Consider the following 16,176-nt stretch of genomic DNA (forward strand, 5'->3'; position numbering starts at 1 on the left):
GTCAACCACGGGATCCGCCGGCCAGCAGGGCCGCGGCGTCCGCGGCGAGGCCCGCGTAGGCCGACTGCCGCTCGAGGTCGGACGTCGCGCGCGCCGCGGCCTGCACGACCACGGTCCAGGTCTCGTCCCCGCCGTCGACGAGGTAGGAGAGCGCGAGCGTGCCCACCGAGCTGCCGCCCTTGAACGCCACGTGCTCGAAGCGCTCCGGCTCGGGCAGGCCCGGGTTCGCCGCGAGGATCCCGCGCACGGGCTCTCCCGCGGGCGTCGCCGCCAGCTCGTCGAGGCGCAGGTGCGCGCGGGCGATGTCGTCGGGGGTCGCGAACCAGTCCGCGCCCTCGGTCCACACGACGTCCGTCACCGCCGTCACGGGCACGTCGAGCGCCCCGCCCGGCAGCCCGTCGAGGAGCGCGCGCCGCTCGGCCGCGTCGCCGTCGGCCCACGCGTCCCGGAGCGCGCCGTCGTCCTGCCAGCCGATGCGGAACAGGTCGCGCGTGGTCATGAGCGGCACGTTGCGCGGTGGATCCGAGTGGCCGAGGTCCGCGAGCGCCGCCTCGACGCGCTCCCGCCCGACCGCCTGGATGACCATGTCGGTGGCCGTGTTGTCGCTGATCGCGATCATCTTGCCCGCGGCCTCGCGGACGCTCACGACGGTGCCGGTCGGCGCGTCCTGCAGCTCGCCGGAGGGGAGGCTGCGCACGTCGTCGGTAACGGTGAGCGGGTCGTCCCAGCCGATGCGGCCCTCCTCCACGGCCTGCACGAGCGCGCCCAGCACGTAGAGCTTGAACACGGATCCGATGGGCCGCGCGTCCGTCGACCGCACGCCGTCGGGCAGCACCTCGAGGACGCGTTCGCCGAGCTGCCCGTCGGATGCGCGCGTGACCGTGAGCGACACGTCGCCGCCGAGCGCCGCGGCCTGCTCCTCGAGCTCGGCCCAGCTGGTCGCGGGCTCGCGGTCGCCCTCCGGCTCGCCGAAGAACAGGCCCTGGATGAGCCCGGCGTCGTCGACCGCGACCTGCATGTCGAAGGTGCCGGCCGCCTCGCTCGCGATGGTCGTCACCGACTGCGGACCCTGCTCCTCGTGCGCGGTCGCGGTCCATGGGCGGCCGGCGCGCACCTGCTCGAGGACGGCCGCGACGTCCTCCGCCGGGGCCGCGTCGAGCATGACCTGCGCGAGCCGCTCGCCGGTCTCCTGCACGGGCACCGCGTCCTCCGCGTTCACCGTGTCGAGCAGCCACTGCGCCTGCTGGCCGACGGGCGATCCCGGCAGCACCACCGGCTCGGCCACCGGCGCGGGCGTCGCCGGCTCCGCAGGGGACGCGGAGCACGCGGTCGCCAGGGCGGTCACGGCGGCGATCGCGAGGGCGAGCGCGGCGCGTGCGCGACGGGATGGACGGGTCGGTCGGTGCGATGACGGGGCCATGCCCCCATCCGACAGGAACGGGGCCGCCCGGGCGTCCCCCAGGAGGGGGAATCGTCCGGACGGCCCCGGGGTCGCCGCGTGTCGGGCGGATCAGCCGCGCGGCTGGACCCTGTCCTGGCCGGCGTCGCGGCCGGAGACGACGTTGGTGTCGATGCCGATCGCCCCGTCGCCCGTGCCGACGGTGTGCTCGAGGATCTGGTCGAACGCCCAGTTCTCCGGGATCCTGACGCCGAGGTTCGCGCCCCAGCCCGTGGACATGTCGGCGACGTAGCTGAGCTCGGTGAGGTGCGCGGCCGCGAGGGTGCAGCAGATGCGGCGGCCGGCGTACACGCCCACGCGGTAGGCGCTGGCGCGGCGGGTGAGCTCCGCGTGGATCCCGCGGAAGTACGGCTCGAGGAACGTCTCGACCTCGTCGCGCGTCGCGTCGAAGTCGACCGCGTAGTAGATGGTCGTGCCGGGGAGGAAGCCGAGGCGACGCGCCGCGTCGTCGGCCCGGCCGGCCGCGCGGACCCCGAGGTCGTACGAGAAGTACGTGGTGTCGGTGCCGCCCTCCTGGAAGATCGGGAACACCTTCAGGCCGCCCGCGAAGATCGCGTCGAGCTCGCCGTCCTGGATGCGCTTGTCCAGCGGGTCGGGGATGTCGGAGTTCGTGAGGTAGCGGCCGACGATCGTGTAGCCGGCGTCCTTCAGGGTCTTCGCGCGCTCGGCGGTGATGACGGTGATGCCGTCGGCCGCGTTGCCCGGACGCGTCGGGTCGCCGTTGCTCGCGAGCAGCGCGGCCCACGTGCGGTAGTCGCCGCGGCCCGTCTCGGGGAGGGCGACCGTGCGCTGGAACTGGGAGATGCGCACGCCCTGCTCGGCGGAGAAGGTGCCGTCGACCGGGCCGTCCCACGTGCTCATGACCACGAGCGACGCCTGCAGCAGGTGCACGAGGTAGCCGGTGGTGTCGGCGGATCCCACGGTGAGGGTCGCCTGCTTCTGCAGCGTCGTGCGGGTGAGCGGGCCCATCACGCCGTTGGCGGTGGCCTCGTCGATGCCCATCTCGAGCTGGAGGGCGTGGATGAGGGCCTTGTGCGAGTCGCCGGTCCACACGCCGTCGGTGGTCACGGCGGGGAAGCCCGTGCGGGCGCCGTAGCGCTGGACGAGCTTCCGCTGGATGTCGCGGACGACCGGGCGGCCGTTCGATGCGAGCGGGACCTCGGGGATCGGGGTCGCGGGCGCGGGGGTGGTGGCCTCGTCGGCGTGCGCGGGACCCGCGGCGACCAGGGCGACGGGGACGGCGGCGAGTGCGCCGCCCAGGACGGAGCGTCGGGACAGGACGGAGCGTCGGGACTGGTTCATTCGCGTGCCTCCCATGCCGGACCACCGAGCAGACCGCCCGCATGGCGGGCGATGGATCCGGTGGATGGCGGTCTGCGTTTGTCCGACGGCCGGATGGCGACGCGTGGTGCCGCCGGGCCGAGCGGGCGTGAACGGCCACCGTACGTGAGGTCCGGGCGCGGCACCGCCCGGCCTCCACAGGGCGGCCGGGCGGCGGCCGGGCGGCGGGCGGGCGCCGCGGCGCGCGTCAGGAGGGGGTGGGCGCTGATCCGGTGGGACCGCTCGGCCCGTCGGATCCGGTGTCGCCCGCGCCCCGGTCGCCCGGGCGCATGCGGTCGCGCGCGTGGTGCAGCGTGTCCGACGGCACGGGCGGCACCCCGCGGGAGAGCTTCGCGAGGCCGACCCGCACGACGACCGCGGTCGCGATGCCGAACAGCGCCAGCGTGATGAGCGTCGACGCCCACAGCGGCAGCGCGAGCAGCAGGAGCGCCACGATCACCGCGGCGAGGAGCCCCAGCGAGACGAGGGCGAGCGCGACGCCCGCGCCGAGCATGATGGCGCCCGAGCGGGCGGACCGGGCGCGCTCGCCGATCTCGCGCTTCGCGGAGTCGATCTCGGCGCGCACCGCGCGGAGCAGGGGGTCGATGGCCTTCTGGGCGAAGGATCCGCCCAGCCAGCCGCCGCGGGAGGAGCTGTCGTCGTCGGTCATGGTGCGTCTCTTCTCTCGTTCGGGGGAGCGGGCAGACGTCCGCCCCGGCCGGATCGCGCGAGGATCCGGGCCGGGGCGGGCGCGGGTGGATCAGGCCAGGCGCGTCTCGCTCGACATGCTCGAGCGGAGGCCGCCGGTGATCTGGATGACGACCGGCACCTCGGTGCCGAGGACGGCGTCGAGCCGGGTCACGGCCTCGTCGACCGTGCGGCGGACCGCGACGGGCGAGACGCCGCGGCGGGCGACCGCGGTGACCCGCAGCGTGGTGGCGTGCGCCACCTCGAACGCGGTGACGTCGACGGACACGATCGCGGAGTCGTCGCGGAGCGCGTCCCCGAGCAGCTGCTCGGCGACCTTCGCGTCGATGACGACCGAGCCGCCCGTGGGCGTGGACGCGTCGCGTCCGCCCTCGAGCCGCACGAGGGTGCCGGTGCGGCCGTGCCCCTGGCGGAGCGCGAACCAGGCGAGGACCACGATGAGGACGAGCGCCACGAGGGCGACGACCCAGAGGATCCACGGCTGCTCGCCGGAGAGCGCGTCGGCGACCGGCTGCTTCGCGTCGGACGCGGCGCCGGAGACGGTGGACTGCACGTCGGGCAGCAGGCTGCCGGCGCCGAGCGCGACGCCCGCCGCGGTCAGGACGAGCCCGACCACGATGACGAGGAGGCGGTTCAGCGCCCTGTTCGTGCTGGTCATGAGCCCACCTTCCCGTTCGTCGCGAGCGTCACCTTGGCGGTCAGCTTCGGCGTGTAGTCGTATCCGTCGAGCTCGGCCCGGACGGCCTGCTCGATGGTGGCCCTGTCCGGCGTGTACCCCGATGAGGGCGTCAGCCGGACGAGCACCTGCCGCTTCGAGACGGAGACGTCGACCTGGTCGGGCGACACCTCGCCCGCGTAGCTGGCGGTGAGGGCGATGGACCGGGCGATGACGCGGTCGTCGACGACGGCCGCGGTGCGTCCGAGGCTCCCGCCGCGGCGGCCGCGGCTGCCGGGCTTCACGCCCACGATCACCAGGATCAGGCCGACGAGCGCGACCACGACGCCGACGGCGACGAGCGCCCCGGCCGGGGCAGACGCGGCGTCGAGCGTCGCCGACGCGAGGTCGGCGGGCGCGAGCAGCAGCGGCGCGGTGCCGACGGCCGCGAGGACCGACTCGGTGCCGAGCCAGGCCAGCACGAGGATCAGCAGCACGGCGAGCGTGATGGCGATCCCGGCGCGCGACGAGTGCGTCTCCCGCCGCACGAGGCGGCGGTAGGTGCTGTCGGTGCTCATGAGACCCTCCTGCGTTCCTGGATGCGCGCGCCCGTGATGCGGAGGTCGACCCGGCCCACGGTGGATCCCGTGAGGCCGAGCACGCGCTCGCGCACCTGGGTCTGCGCGGCGGTGAGGCGCTCCACCAGCGACCCCTCGCGGACCGGGCGGTCCGAGAGGGCGGGGACGCGGATGGGGGTGCGCGCCTCGACGGTGAGCTTGCCGCCGGCGTCGGTCAGCGTGACGCTGACGTCCGACGCGGGCACCTCGAGGGCGTCCGCGGTGACGGCGGAGACCACCCGGCGCACGGCGCGCGACGTGATCGTGGTGCGGCCGCGGGTCGCCTGCGACGCGGTGCCGGGCGTCCCGGGGGCCGCGATCGCGGAGCTCACGACGACCGGCGCCCGCGGAGGGCGTCGGCGAGGCCGCGGACGTCCAGCTTGCCCTCGAGGACGCGGCCGACGCCGAAGCCGACGGCCATGAAGATCAGCACGAGGAGGAAGCCCCCGAAGCCGAAGGCGAGACCGGAGAGCGCGAGGACCGCCCCGACGAGGAGGCCCGTGGCCGTGGGGGTCACTGGACGCGCTTCTCGGCCGCGTCGTCGTCGGACGACTTGTCGCTGGGGAGGTTCACGTCGGTGATCGTGACGTTGACCTCGGTGACCTCCATGCCGACGACCTGGTCGATGGCGTCGGTGATGGCGGAGCGCACGTCGTCGGCGACCTTCTGCAGGTCGACCGGGTACTCGGCGATGAGCGTGACGTCGACGGCGACCTGGGTCTCGCCGACCTCGACGGAGATGCCCTGGCCGCGGTCCTGCTGGCCGATGGCGTTGCGGATCGCGCCGACGGCACGCGCGGCGCCATTGCCGAGGTCGTGGACGCCGGGGACCTGGCGGGCGGCGATGCCGGCGACCTTCTCGATCACGCCGTCGGCGATGGTGTTCTTGCCGCCGGTGGTGCCGGTGCCGGTGACGCCGGTGGGCGCGGACGTGGGGGTGATGCTCGACATGGAGTCTCTCTCTCGTGGTGGTCGGACGGTGATGGTGGTGCTGCTGCGTGGCGTGGATCCGAGGGTGCCTCGTGATCCCGCCTCGTCATTCAGACGCATGGGCGGGGTGGTTCGGCACGCGGTTCAGGCGACTCCCAGGGAGCGGGAACAGCGCTTCGCCTCCCGGACACCGATCGGGGCGGGAGCGGACACCGCCCCGACACCCGTCAGCCGCGCAGGGTCGCGCTCGGCAGCTCGCCGAAGCGCTCCGCGTAGGAGGCGGCGAACCGGCCGAGGTGGCCGAAGCCCCACTGCTCGGCGACGGCCCGCACGGTGGTCGTCGCGGGCGACGCGTCGCGCAGCTCGGCGCGCACGCGGTCGAGCCGGATCCCGCGGAGCAGCGCACTCGGGGTCGTGTCCTCGTGGCGCCGCACGGCGAGCTGGAGCACGCGCGTGCTGATGCCGGCCGCCCGGGCCGCGTCCGCCGGCGTGATGGGCCGGTCGGCGTGGTGGTGCAGGTACTCGATGGCGGCGCGGACGGCGCTCATGCGCGGCGCCCGCATCTCCGCGCTGAACGGCACGTCGTGCCACGGGAACAGCTGGAGCGTGGCGCGCGCGACGAGGAGGCCGGCCTGCATCCGCAGCAGCGGGCTCGACGCCGCGTCCTGCAGCACGGGGCTCGCCTCGCCGACGGCGTGCCGCCAGGCGGCGGTCTGCTCGGGCGACGGCGCACGGGTGTGGTCGAAGACCAGCGGGCGCGAGCGGCCCTCGTGCAGCTCCGCGGCGGTCTCCTCGAGGAAGGTCGCGTCGATGTGCACCAGGTTCTGCACCGCGGGCTCCGAGCGGAAGGTGAACGACCGGCCGGACGGCAGGAGGAACGGGCGGGTGCCGCTGGATCGCACCTCGTGCGAGCCGATGTCGACGGCGCCGGATCCCTCGCGCCACCAGGCGACGACGTAGTCGGCCAGCGCGGGCAGCCGTCCCCAGTGCTCCGCGGGGAAGACGGAGGAGCGCAGCGTCACGTTCTCGTCGCCGACGAAGGAGTACCGGTACGAGAACGCGCCCGGGCCCTTCTCGGCGCGGAAGTCGGTGCCGGGGTGGAGCGCGGAGTAGCGCGCGATGGCCTCGTCGATGTCGGTGCCGGCCATGTGGCCGCGGCGGAGCGCGGGCGCCGGGGCATCGGCGGCCCAGTCGGCGAGGTCCGCTGCGGGGCCGTCGGCCAGCGCGCCGCCCTCGTGGGGCGCGATGGTGTCGACGGTCGCGTCGCCGTCGTGCGGGCGGGCACGCGGTGCCGACCGGGTCGTGCCCGGCAGCCCGGCACCGCCGGCCCGCTCGTGGTCGAGCGCGGGCAGCGCGTGCAGGGGGGACGCGGGGCGGTGGCGCCCGTCGGGCGCGGTTGCGGTGCTCATGGATCCTCCGTCCTGCGCGACCGGGATCCGATCGCGTGTCATGGAGTGGACGTTCCCGGCGGCGCGTTCGTCACGCTCCTGAGGGCGTTTCCCCGACCGGCCGCCGGGCCGGACGGGCCCGGTCGGGGCGCCAGGTGGCGCCCCGACCCGCCCGCTGCCGCTAGTTCGCGGCGCTCGTCGTGATGCTGCCGTTGATGCCGGCCGGGTAGAACCCGCCACGGTTCACGGCCTTGCTGTTCAGGTACACGATGTTGAGCACCTGGCCGGTCGTGCGGCTGAACGCGATCGAGTTCGCGTCGGTGGGCACGAGGTTGGCGCCGCCCGAGACCGTGATGCCCTGGTCGAGGTCGCTCGAGCCGTCGAGCGAGTCGCGGGCGTTCGAGATGGCGTTGGCGGGTGCCGCGAGGCCGCGGGCGAACAGCTGCGAGCGGATGATGCCCGCGTGGTACGCCTCGACCGCGAGGATGCCGGCGGCCGCCTCCAGGTACGTCTTGTTCGTGATGAGCGGGGCCGCGCCCTTGTAGGCGGTGACCCCGACGTCCTCGAAGATGAACGAGGCCAGCAGGAAGTTCTCCTGGTTGGCGAACGCGTCGAACGTCTGGGTGCCGCTGATGAGGCCGGCGGCGCGGGCCGCGGCCGTGAACGCGGCGTCCAGGTTGATCGCCGGGCGGGCGACCCGCGCGGATCCGAGCGCCGCCCGGAGGAACTTGACGTGCGCCTTCTCGTCCTGCGCGATCTCGTACGCGTACTGGCGGATCGCGTAGTCCTGGAACTGGACCGCGCGGCCGCCGGTCACGGCGCCCAGGGTGCCGACGCCCGTGGTGTCGTTCGGGACGAGGCCGTTGCCGGTCACGGCGCGGAGGTAGAACTCGGCCTCGAGGTACTCGAGGTTGAGCGCGAAGTTGAGGACGGCGGCGTCCGTGACGGGGGCGGCGGCGGCCTCGGCCTGCGCGTCGGCCGCCTGGGCTCCGGTCGCGGGGATCAGGGCCGCGGCGCCGACGCCGAGTCCCGCGATGCCCGCGGCGCTGAAGAAGCGACGACGGTCGAGCGGCGACTGCGCGCTCCGGTAGATGGCCTGGGTGATGAACTTCTTGTCGAACATGGGCACGCTCCGAGGAGGTCGGCGGTGCGCCTGGCTCGTCCAAGGGCATCCGCGGTGCTCACGATCCGCCGGTCTCCGGTCGTGCACAATGCCTTCGCCCCCGCCAGACGCTGGGATCCGGCCTCCGGCTACCGGTATGCGGGGCCAGGCCCCGCGTCCGGGGGTGGGCGAGCCGCATCAGGCCGGGCGCGCCTGCCCGGCCGCCAGCGCGGCGAACGCGGCGTCGATCCGCGCGCGGTCGCCGGTGAGGAGCAGGTCGACCAGGAGGCCGCGCATCGCGCCGAGGATCAGGGTGGCGGTCGCCGAGGCGTCCGCGGGCGGGCGTCCCGCCGCCTCGAGCGCCCCGGCGATGAGCGCGGTGCGCTCCCGGATGGACCGCGCCACCGCGCCGGCGAAGGGCGGGTCGCCGTGGAGGCCGCGGCCGGTGATCGCGACGAAGAGCCGGACGTGACGGCGGCCGTCGGGATCCGTGGCCCGCGCCCACAGCGCCCGCAGCGGGTCGTCGGACCCCGCGACGAGGTCGGGCGACGAGAAGGTCTCCGCGAGCACGCGCTCGACGATCTCGGTGATGAGCGCGTCCCGGGAGGTGAAGTGGTGCACGAGCGTGGCGTGGCTCACGCCGACCCCGTCGGCGAGGCCGCGGAGGGTCAGGTCGTCGATGCCGTGGTCGAGCACGTGCTCGGTCGCCGCCCGGAGCAGCTCCCCCCGGCGGTGGGCGTACCGCCGCCGCCGTCCGTCGATCCCCTCGTCGCCCATCCGCTCCCGACCTCCCCGCCTGGCCTCTGCGCGAACGCCGTCGAGGCGATTGCTTGACCGATTGGTAGAGCAAACGTAGCGTCCACGGCACGAGGCGCCCGCGGGGGCCCGGGAGCGTGTTCCCGGGGATCGGGCGAGCGCATGACCATCTGGGGGACACGATGACCATGACCACGACGACGAGGAGCGGCCGGCGCGGCCGGCTCATGACCGCGGCGGCGATGCTGGTGGCGGCGGGGGCCGCGCTCGGCCTCGCCGCTCCGGCGCAGGCGGCGGCGCTCAACCCGTACGAGCGCGGACCCGAGCCGAGCACCGCGAGCATCGAGGCCACGCGGGGATCCTTCGCGGTCGCGGAGACGTCGGTCTCGCGGCTCGCGGCCCGCGGCTTCGGCGGCGGCACCATCTACTACCCGACCACCACGAGCGTCGGCACGTTCGGGGCCGTCGCCATCGCGCCGGGCTACACGGCCCGCGAGTCGAGCATCGCGTGGCTCGGCCCGCGCCTGGCGTCGCAGGGCTTCGTCGTGTTCACCATCGACACGATCACCACATCCGACCAGCCGAGCTCGCGCGGCGACCAGCTCCGCGCCGCGCTGTCCTACGTCGTCGACGAGAGCTCGGTGCGCGGCCGCGTCGATGGCTCCCGGCTCGCGGTGATGGGGCACTCCATGGGCGGCGGCGGATCCCTGCAGGCCGCCAAGGACGACCCGTCCATCCGCGCGGTCATCCCGATGACGCCGTACAACCTCGACAAGACGTGGCCCGAGGTGGTCGCGCCCACGCTGGTCATCGGCGCGGAGGACGACAGCGTGGCCCCGGTCTCCCGGCACGCCGAGCCCTTCTACGAGTCGCTGACGCAGGCGTCGGAGAAGGCGTACCTGGAGCTGCGCGGGGCGAGCCACTTCGCGCCGAACATCTCGAACACGACGATCGCGAGCGCCAGCATCGCCTGGCTCAAGCGCCACGTCGACGCGGACACCCGCTACGAGCGCTTCATCTGCCCGGCGCCCGCGGTGAGCCTCCAGATCAGCGAGTACCGCGGCACCTGCTGACGGCGGCGGCCGTGCGCAGCACGACGGCGGGGCACCCGGAGGCACCCCGCCGTCGTGACGCATCCCGCCTAGTGCTTGAAGCGGTCGACCCAGCCGGCGATCGGCCGCTGCTGCTCGCCCTGCTGCGCGGCGAGGATCACGAGCACCGCCGTCAGCGCCGGGATCGCCCACTGCAGCGCCTTCTGCTGCTTCTGCGCGCTGGCGAGCTCGTCCGAGCTGCCGGCGCCGGGCTCGGTCGTGCCGGCGGCGCCCTCGTCGGCGTGCTTCGCCATGCGCGCGCCGACGAGCGCGGAGTACAGCGTCACGCCGGCGGCACCGATGGTCAGCACGGTCTTGGCCTTCGTGTTCGTGCGCGCCTCGCCCTGGAACTTCAGGCGGTCCTTGTTGGCGGCGATGAGGCCGAGCCCGCCGATGGCGTGCGCGCCGAGGGCGGCGAGCTGCACGGGCGCCCAGCGGGCCCAGCCGATGGACGAGAGGCGCAGGCGCTCCTGCGGCTGCTTCGCCTTCGCGGCGGCGCCGTTGAGGCCGACGGCGCCCATGAGGGACCCGCCGAACCAGGCCGCGAGGCCGAGGTCGTGCATGCTCCGGATGACGGTGTTGCGTTCTGACATGTGCTTCTCCGAGAAGTGTCGAGGTCGGCTCGTGGCCGGCCGGTGTGCTGTCCGTCGGACGCTACGCCGGGGATCGCACCGTGTGTCCGTCGGCGGCGGATGCCCAGCCTGCGGGGGCGGGGGGTTCGCCAGGAGGACCTCGTGCGCCCCCGGCACGACGACGAGGGCGCGACCCGGCACCTGCCGGATCGCGCCCTCGTCGCGGGAGCGGGTCGTGCGTCAGGCCCGGTGGATCCGGACCGTGATCACCTGGAACGCCCGCAGCACGAGCCGCACGCCGCGGCCGTCGGCCTCGGGCTCGAACGCGATCGACCGCGGGAAGCCCTCGCCGAGCGGGCGCTCGAGCACGTCGACCTCGGTGAAGCGGTCGGCGGCGAGGTGCGCCTCGAGCCGGGTCGCGGCGCGCGCGCCCGTGGACTCGTAGAGCCGCACGATCACGTCGCCCGAGCCGTCGTCGGCGAGCTTGAGCGCCTCGATCCGCACCGTGCCGCCGTGCACCGAGACGAGCCCGGACGCGGTGGGCAGCGAGGACGGGACGACCTCGGCGGGCGCGGATCCGACCGCGGCGGGCGCCGCCTCGGTCGCGTCGCCGGGTCGCACCACGCGCACGGGCAGGTTCTGCTCGAGCCCCGCGTCCACCGCGCCCTCGATGCCGACGCCGGGCACGAGCGCGTACTCGAACCGGTGGTGGCCGATGTCCTGCACGGGGTCGGGGGAGCGCGCCGCCCGGACCAGGCTGATCCGCAGCTCGGTCTCGACCTCGCCCGTCGCGCCGACCGAGCGCGTGATGTCGTGGCCGTAGCTGCCCGCGTTGGTGAGCGCGACGCCGTAGCCGGGCTCCTCCACGTGCACGAAGCGGTGCGCCATGACCTCGAAGCGCGCCTCGTCCCACGACGTGTTCGTGTGCGTGGGGCGGCGCACGTGCCCGAACTGGATCTCCGCGCTGTGGTGCTGCGCGTGGATCGTGAGCGGGAAGGTCACCTTGAGGAGCTTCTCGTCCTCGAGCCAGTCGAGGTCGGCCGTGGCGTGGATCCGGGCGTCGTCGGCGTGCAGCGACACGCGCTGCACGACGCGCGAGCGCCCGAACTGCCGGACGACCTCGACGGTCGCGCGGAGCGGCGAGTCCTCGACGAGCTCGACCGAGGCCGCCTCGACGAGGTCGGTGCGGCTCGCGCGGTAGTGCGCGTCGACGTCCCAGGCGTCCCACGCGGTGGGGATGTCCTCGTGCAGCTGCAGGAGGTTGGCGGCGCGGCCGGCGGGGACGAGCTCCCGGTCCGCGTGGCGCAGGTCGACGATCGAGGTGATGAGGCCGCGCGCGTCCACCGTGACGCGGAGCAGCCCGTTGTCGAGCACGGTGCCGCCGTCGGCGCGCGTCGTGACGACCGGCGCGACGGGCTCCACCGCGACGAGCGGCGCGATCCCGCTGCCCGGCACCGCGACGAGCGCGAGCGCGGATCCGTCGGCCGCCTCCACGAGCGCGGTGCGCGCGTGGCCGGTCGAGTTCACCGCGAACGCGCCGGATCCGTCGCCCTCGCCGTCCGCCACGGCCCGCGCGGTGACCCGCGCGATGGCGTCGGCCACGAGCGCGTCGAGCTCGGCGAGGCTCTGCGCGTAGTCCTCCTCGTTCTCCCGGTGCACCCACGTGATGGAGGAGCCCGGGAGGATGTCGTGGAACTGCTGCAGCAGCGTCTGCTTCCAGAGCCGGTCGAGCGCCGCGTACGGGTAGTCGGCGCCCGTGCGGACGGCCGCGATGGTCCACCACAGCTCGGCCTCGCGGAGGCGGTGCTCGGCCTGGCGGTTGCCGCGCTTCTCGCGGGCGTGCGAGGTGAACGTGCCGCGGTGCAGCTCGAGGTACAGCTCGCCGACCCACACGGGCGCGTCCGGGTACTCGGCCTCGGCCTTGCGGAAGAACTCGTCCGGGTGCTCGACGACCACCTTCGGCGACCCCTCGAGGTCGGCCGTGCGGCGCTGGCGCTCCATCATGTCGCGCGTGGGCCCGCCGCCGCCGTCGCCGTAGCCGAAGGGCGCGAGCGACATGGTCGCCTTGCCCTTCTCCCGGAACTGGCGCACGGCGTGGTGCGTCTCCTCGGCCTCGAGCGTGGAGTTGTAGGTGTCGATGGGCGGGAAGTGCGTGAAGATCCGCGACCCGTCGATGCCCTCCCAGAAGAAGGTGTGGTGCGGGAACGTGTTCGTCTGGTTCCAGGAGAGCTTCTGCGTGAGGAACCAGTCGAGCCCCGCGAGCTTCGCGATCTGCGGGAACGACGCCGTGTAGCCGAACGAGTCGGGCAGCCACACGCCGTGGGTCTCGACGCCGAGCTCCTCCTGGAAGAAGCGCATGCCGTGGGTGAGCTGCCGGATCATCGCCTCGCCGCCCGGCAGGTTGCCGTCGGGCTCGATCCACATGGATCCGACCGGGTACCAGGTGCCGTCCGCGATGGCCTGCTTGATGCCCTCGAAGACCGTCGGGTAGTTCTCCTTCACCCAGACGTACTGCTGCGCCTGCGAGCACGCGAAGCGGAAGTCGGGGTACTGCTCGGCGAGCCGGAGCACGTTGGAGAAGGTGCGCGCGGTCTTGCGCTTGGTCTCGCGGATGGGCCAGAGCCAGGCGCTGTCGATGTGGGCGTGCCCGACGCCGCTCAGCGTGTGCGCGCTCGGCACGGCGGGGCGGGAGAGCACCTCGGCGAGCTCGGCGCGGGCGGCGGCCGCGGTGCCGACGATGTCGTCCATCGCGAGCACGTCGAGCGCGCGCTCGATCGCGCGCAGCACCTCGTGGCGGCGCGGCTCGGTCTCGGGCAGCTCCATCAGCAGCTGGTACAGCACCTCGACGTCGAAGCGCAGCGCCCACACCTCGGGCTCGAACACGGCGAGCTCGGCCTGGCGGAAGCGGTAGATGGGCTCGGCGGGCGCGGTCGCCTTGTCGCCGTAGGGCGTGGGCACGAACTCGTTCACGAGGATGTCCGGGTTGCCGGCCGCCTCCACGAGGAAGCGGACCTGCTCGCCGCCCGCGGCCTCGTCGGCGAGGCGCACGTAGGTGTTGCGCGGGTGGATCCCCTTGACCGGCACGCCGTCCATCGTGTGCACGAGGCACTCGGCCTGGTTTCCCGGCCAGTCGCCGATGAAGCCGGGGTCGATGAGCAGCTCGACCGTGCGGCCGGCCCACTCGGCGGGGATCTCGCCCGTGACCTCGAACCACCACGTGGACCACGCGCGGCCCCACGGCTCGCCGAGCGCGAAGGGCGCGTACTCCTGGCGCATCGCCTCGGCGACGGGCACGGGCTCGTCGGGCGCCATCCACGCGCGGAGCGTCACGGGCGCCTTCGCGGAGTAGACGGCCGGGGTGATCCGCTCGTTCAGAGCACGGAGGATCCGCTCCTGGACGAGCTTCTGGTTCTGGTGCATGGGGAGTCCTCCGGAGGTCGGGATGCAGTCAGTCGGGTGGGCCGCGAGGGCGGGGAGCCGCGCGTCAGCGCAGGTAGGAGAGCGCCGGGAACGCGTGCATCGCGTCCTCCAGCAGGGAGCGCGCGACCGTGACGGAGTCGACGAGCGGGTGGTGCGCGAGCGCGCGGACGGCCGCGGCGCGGGACCCGCCGACGCCGGCCTCGATGGTCTGCCGCTCCACGTACTTCGCGTTGGTCACGAGGCCCACGCCGAAGTCGGGCAGCTCGGTGCCCGCGACCGGATGCGCGCCCGAGGCGTCGACGACGCACGGCACCTCGACGACGGCGTCCGCGTCCAGCGCCGCGAGCGTGCCGCGGTTGCGCACGTTGAGGATCAGCCGGGCGCTCTGGTCGTAGGCGATGCCGCGCATGAGCGCGATCGCGACGTCCTCGTAGCCGCCGGAGACGAGGTCGTCCTCGTCGCGGTCGCCCATGCCGGCCGACTGCCGGTTGGTGGCCATGTAGGTCGTCTCGCGGTCGAGGCGCGTGCGCTCCCACAGCGCGAGCGCGGACACGTCGTGCCGGTGCTCGAGCTGCTCGTAGAACCGGCCCTGCTGCTCCACGAGGAAGGCACCGCGGGTCTGGGCGGCGAGCTGGTCGGCATGCCGCACCTCGCGCTGGAAGTAGTAGTAGTGCAGATACTCGTTCGGCACGGCGCCGAGCTCGGTGACCCACTCGGCGCCGAAGAGCCGGCCCTCCTCGAACGTGCCGATGAGGTCGGGGCGGGCCATGAGGTCCGGCAGCACGTCGCGGCCGTCGACCCGCAGGCCGCGCAGCCAGCCGAGGTGGTTGAGGCCCGCGTAGTCGATGACCACGTCGTCGCCCTGCACCCCGAGCGCGCCGAGCACGCGGCGGGCGAGGCCGATGGGGGAGTCGCAGATGCCGATGACGCGGTCGCCCAGCACGCGCGACATGGCCTCGGTGACGACGCCGGCGGGGTTGGTGAAGTTGATGACCCAGGCGTCGGGGGCCTGTGCCCGGATCCGCTCGGCCAGGTCCATGACGACGGGCAGCGTCCGCAGCGCGTAGGAGATGCCGCCGTAGCCGACGGTCTCCTGGCCGATGACGCCGTGCGCCATGCCGAGCCGCTCGTCGCACGAGCGCCCGGCCATGCCGCCCACCCGGATCGCCGAGAAGACGAACGCGGCGCCGGCGAGCGCCTCGTCGAGGTCGGTGTGCAGCGTGATCACCGGGGCGTCGGCGTACGCGGCCGCCTGCTCCGCGAGCACGCGCGCCACCGCGGTGAGGCGCACCTCGTCGGTGTCGTAGAGGGCCACGTGGTCGACGCGGCCGGCCTCGTGGTCGCGCAGCAGCGCCGAGTAGACGAGCGGGACGCGGAAGCCGCCCCCGCCCAGGATCGTGAGCCTCATGCGACGGTCACCGACACTCCCTTGTCCGCGAGGCCCTGCGACACCCGCTCGTGCGGGGCGGCCTCGGTGATCAGCTGCGTCAACGACGCGGTGGGGGCGACACGGCCGGCGCCGGTGCCCGGGAACTTGGAGGAGTCGGCGAGCACCGTGACCCGGTCGCTCATCTCGGCCATCGCGCGCTTGATGGGCACCTGGGCCATCGTCGTGTCGCGCAGGTCGCCGTTGTCGGCGATGCCGCTCACGCCCACGAACGCGTGGTCGGCGTGCAGCATCCGCAGGCTCTCGGCCGTGAGCGGGCCCGACACCGAGCGGTAGACCGGATCCCAGTCGCCCGGCAGCAGGATGAGCCGCACGCTCCTGTCGTCCCGGAGCACGTCGAACGCGGCGACGTTCGCGGTGATGACGGTGAGGGTCCGGCCGCGCAGCTGCTCGGCGAGGTGCAGCGTGGTGGTGCCGATGTCGAGCACGACCGACTGGCCGTCCTGGATCTGCGCCGCCGCGGTCCGCGCGATGCGCTCCTTGGCCTCGCGGTTGACCTGCTCGACCTCGGCGAAGGGCGCGTCGACCTCGACGAGCACGGCGCCGCCGTGGGTGCGCCGGAGCGCGCCCTGCCCGTCGAGGCGGGCCAGGTCGCGGCGGATGGTCGCGTCGCTCGTGCCGGCCGCCTCGGCGAGCTCGGCGACCGTGGCGCTGCGGGTGGCGCGCAACCGGTCGAGGATCACGAACTCTCGGGCGTCTCTCATGAAGTGA

Annotated in this window: 16 protein-coding genes; 1 reads left to right on the forward strand and 15 read right to left on the reverse strand. The window is 74.1% G+C overall.

The genetic code is table 11. The features are described from left to right. Position 1 precedes the first annotated feature (1 nt). From ITJ40_RS01170 to ITJ40_RS01220, 11 genes are all read right to left on the reverse strand, one after another. Positions 2-1,420 (reverse strand): serine hydrolase, encoded by a 1,419-nt coding sequence (locus ITJ40_RS01170; RefSeq protein WP_228511704.1) that lies wholly within the window; start codon positions 1,418-1,420, stop codon positions 2-4. A gap of 90 nt (positions 1,421-1,510) precedes the next feature. Next, a complete protein-coding gene (locus tag ITJ40_RS01175; protein WP_194665253.1) occupies positions 1,511-2,761 on the reverse strand; it encodes a glycoside hydrolase domain-containing protein in 1,251 nt (416 codons plus the stop codon). A gap of 226 nt (positions 2,762-2,987) precedes the next feature. Next, positions 2,988-3,449 (reverse strand): phage holin family protein, encoded by a 462-nt coding sequence (locus tag ITJ40_RS01180; RefSeq protein WP_194665255.1) that lies wholly within the window; start codon positions 3,447-3,449, stop codon positions 2,988-2,990. Between the two features lie 90 nt (positions 3,450-3,539). Continuing rightward, on the reverse strand, positions 3,540-4,145 hold the full coding sequence (locus ITJ40_RS01185) for a hypothetical protein (protein ID WP_194665256.1): 606 nt from the start codon (positions 4,143-4,145) through the stop codon (positions 3,540-3,542). Next, positions 4,142-4,720 carry a hypothetical protein gene (locus ITJ40_RS01190; protein ID WP_194665258.1) on the reverse strand — a complete coding sequence of 193 codons (579 nt, stop codon included), beginning with the start codon at positions 4,718-4,720 and terminating at the stop codon, positions 4,142-4,144. Before ITJ40_RS01190 ends, ITJ40_RS01185 begins: the two co-directional genes overlap by 4 nt. After that, positions 4,717-5,091: a hypothetical protein gene (locus ITJ40_RS01195; RefSeq protein WP_194665260.1), complete on the reverse strand. Its 375-nt coding sequence runs from the start codon at positions 5,089-5,091 to the stop codon at positions 4,717-4,719. The genes ITJ40_RS01190 and ITJ40_RS01195 overlap by 4 nt, the downstream gene beginning before the upstream one ends. Then, positions 5,088-5,276: a hypothetical protein gene (locus tag ITJ40_RS01200; protein WP_194665262.1), complete on the reverse strand. Its 189-nt coding sequence runs from the start codon at positions 5,274-5,276 to the stop codon at positions 5,088-5,090. Before ITJ40_RS01200 ends, ITJ40_RS01195 begins: the two co-directional genes overlap by 4 nt. After that, positions 5,273-5,710 carry an Asp23/Gls24 family envelope stress response protein gene (locus ITJ40_RS01205; protein WP_194665264.1) on the reverse strand — a complete coding sequence of 146 codons (438 nt, stop codon included), beginning with the start codon at positions 5,708-5,710 and terminating at the stop codon, positions 5,273-5,275. Before ITJ40_RS01205 ends, ITJ40_RS01200 begins: the two co-directional genes overlap by 4 nt. A gap of 206 nt (positions 5,711-5,916) precedes the next feature. After that, positions 5,917-7,098 (reverse strand): AraC family transcriptional regulator, encoded by a 1,182-nt coding sequence (locus ITJ40_RS01210; RefSeq protein WP_194665266.1) that lies wholly within the window; start codon positions 7,096-7,098, stop codon positions 5,917-5,919. Positions 7,099-7,258: 160 nt separating this feature from the next. Further along, positions 7,259-8,200 (reverse strand): ferritin-like domain-containing protein, encoded by a 942-nt coding sequence (locus ITJ40_RS01215; RefSeq protein WP_194665267.1) that lies wholly within the window; start codon positions 8,198-8,200, stop codon positions 7,259-7,261. A gap of 177 nt (positions 8,201-8,377) precedes the next feature. Then, positions 8,378-8,956: a TetR/AcrR family transcriptional regulator gene (locus ITJ40_RS01220; protein WP_194665269.1), complete on the reverse strand. Its 579-nt coding sequence runs from the start codon at positions 8,954-8,956 to the stop codon at positions 8,378-8,380. Positions 8,957-9,123: 167 nt separating this feature from the next. Here ITJ40_RS01220 and ITJ40_RS01225 point away from each other — a divergent pair, with 167 nt between their 5' ends. Further along, positions 9,124-10,008 (forward strand): serine aminopeptidase domain-containing protein, encoded by an 885-nt coding sequence (locus tag ITJ40_RS01225; RefSeq protein WP_228511706.1) that lies wholly within the window; start codon positions 9,124-9,126, stop codon positions 10,006-10,008. Positions 10,009-10,076: 68 nt separating this feature from the next. On the opposite strand, the gene ITJ40_RS01230 is transcribed toward ITJ40_RS01225, so the two are convergent. The 4 genes from ITJ40_RS01230 to ITJ40_RS01245 all read right to left on the reverse strand — a co-directional run bounded on the left by ITJ40_RS01230 (position 10,077) and on the right by ITJ40_RS01245 (position 16,169). Next, positions 10,077-10,619 carry a hypothetical protein gene (locus tag ITJ40_RS01230; RefSeq protein WP_194665273.1) on the reverse strand — a complete coding sequence of 181 codons (543 nt, stop codon included), beginning with the start codon at positions 10,617-10,619 and terminating at the stop codon, positions 10,077-10,079. A gap of 219 nt (positions 10,620-10,838) precedes the next feature. Beyond that, positions 10,839-14,018 carry a glycoside hydrolase family 38 C-terminal domain-containing protein gene (locus tag ITJ40_RS01235; protein ID WP_194665275.1) on the reverse strand — a complete coding sequence of 1,060 codons (3,180 nt, stop codon included), beginning with the start codon at positions 14,016-14,018 and terminating at the stop codon, positions 10,839-10,841. Between the two features lie 64 nt (positions 14,019-14,082). Next, positions 14,083-15,426 carry a 6-phospho-beta-glucosidase gene (locus ITJ40_RS01240; RefSeq protein ID WP_194665277.1) on the reverse strand — a complete coding sequence of 448 codons (1,344 nt, stop codon included), beginning with the start codon at positions 15,424-15,426 and terminating at the stop codon, positions 14,083-14,085. Beyond that, the gene (locus tag ITJ40_RS01245) at positions 15,423-16,169 is read right to left on the reverse strand and encodes a DeoR/GlpR family DNA-binding transcription regulator (protein WP_228511708.1); all 747 of its coding nucleotides are present in this window, start codon (positions 16,167-16,169) and stop codon (positions 15,423-15,425) included. The genes ITJ40_RS01240 and ITJ40_RS01245 overlap by 4 nt, the downstream gene beginning before the upstream one ends. Positions 16,170-16,176 lie beyond the last annotated feature (7 nt).

Origin of the sequence: Clavibacter sp. VKM Ac-2872 (assembly GCF_015351105.1) — a bacterium.
Taxonomy (GTDB): Bacteria; Actinomycetota; Actinomycetes; order Actinomycetales; family Microbacteriaceae; genus Clavibacter.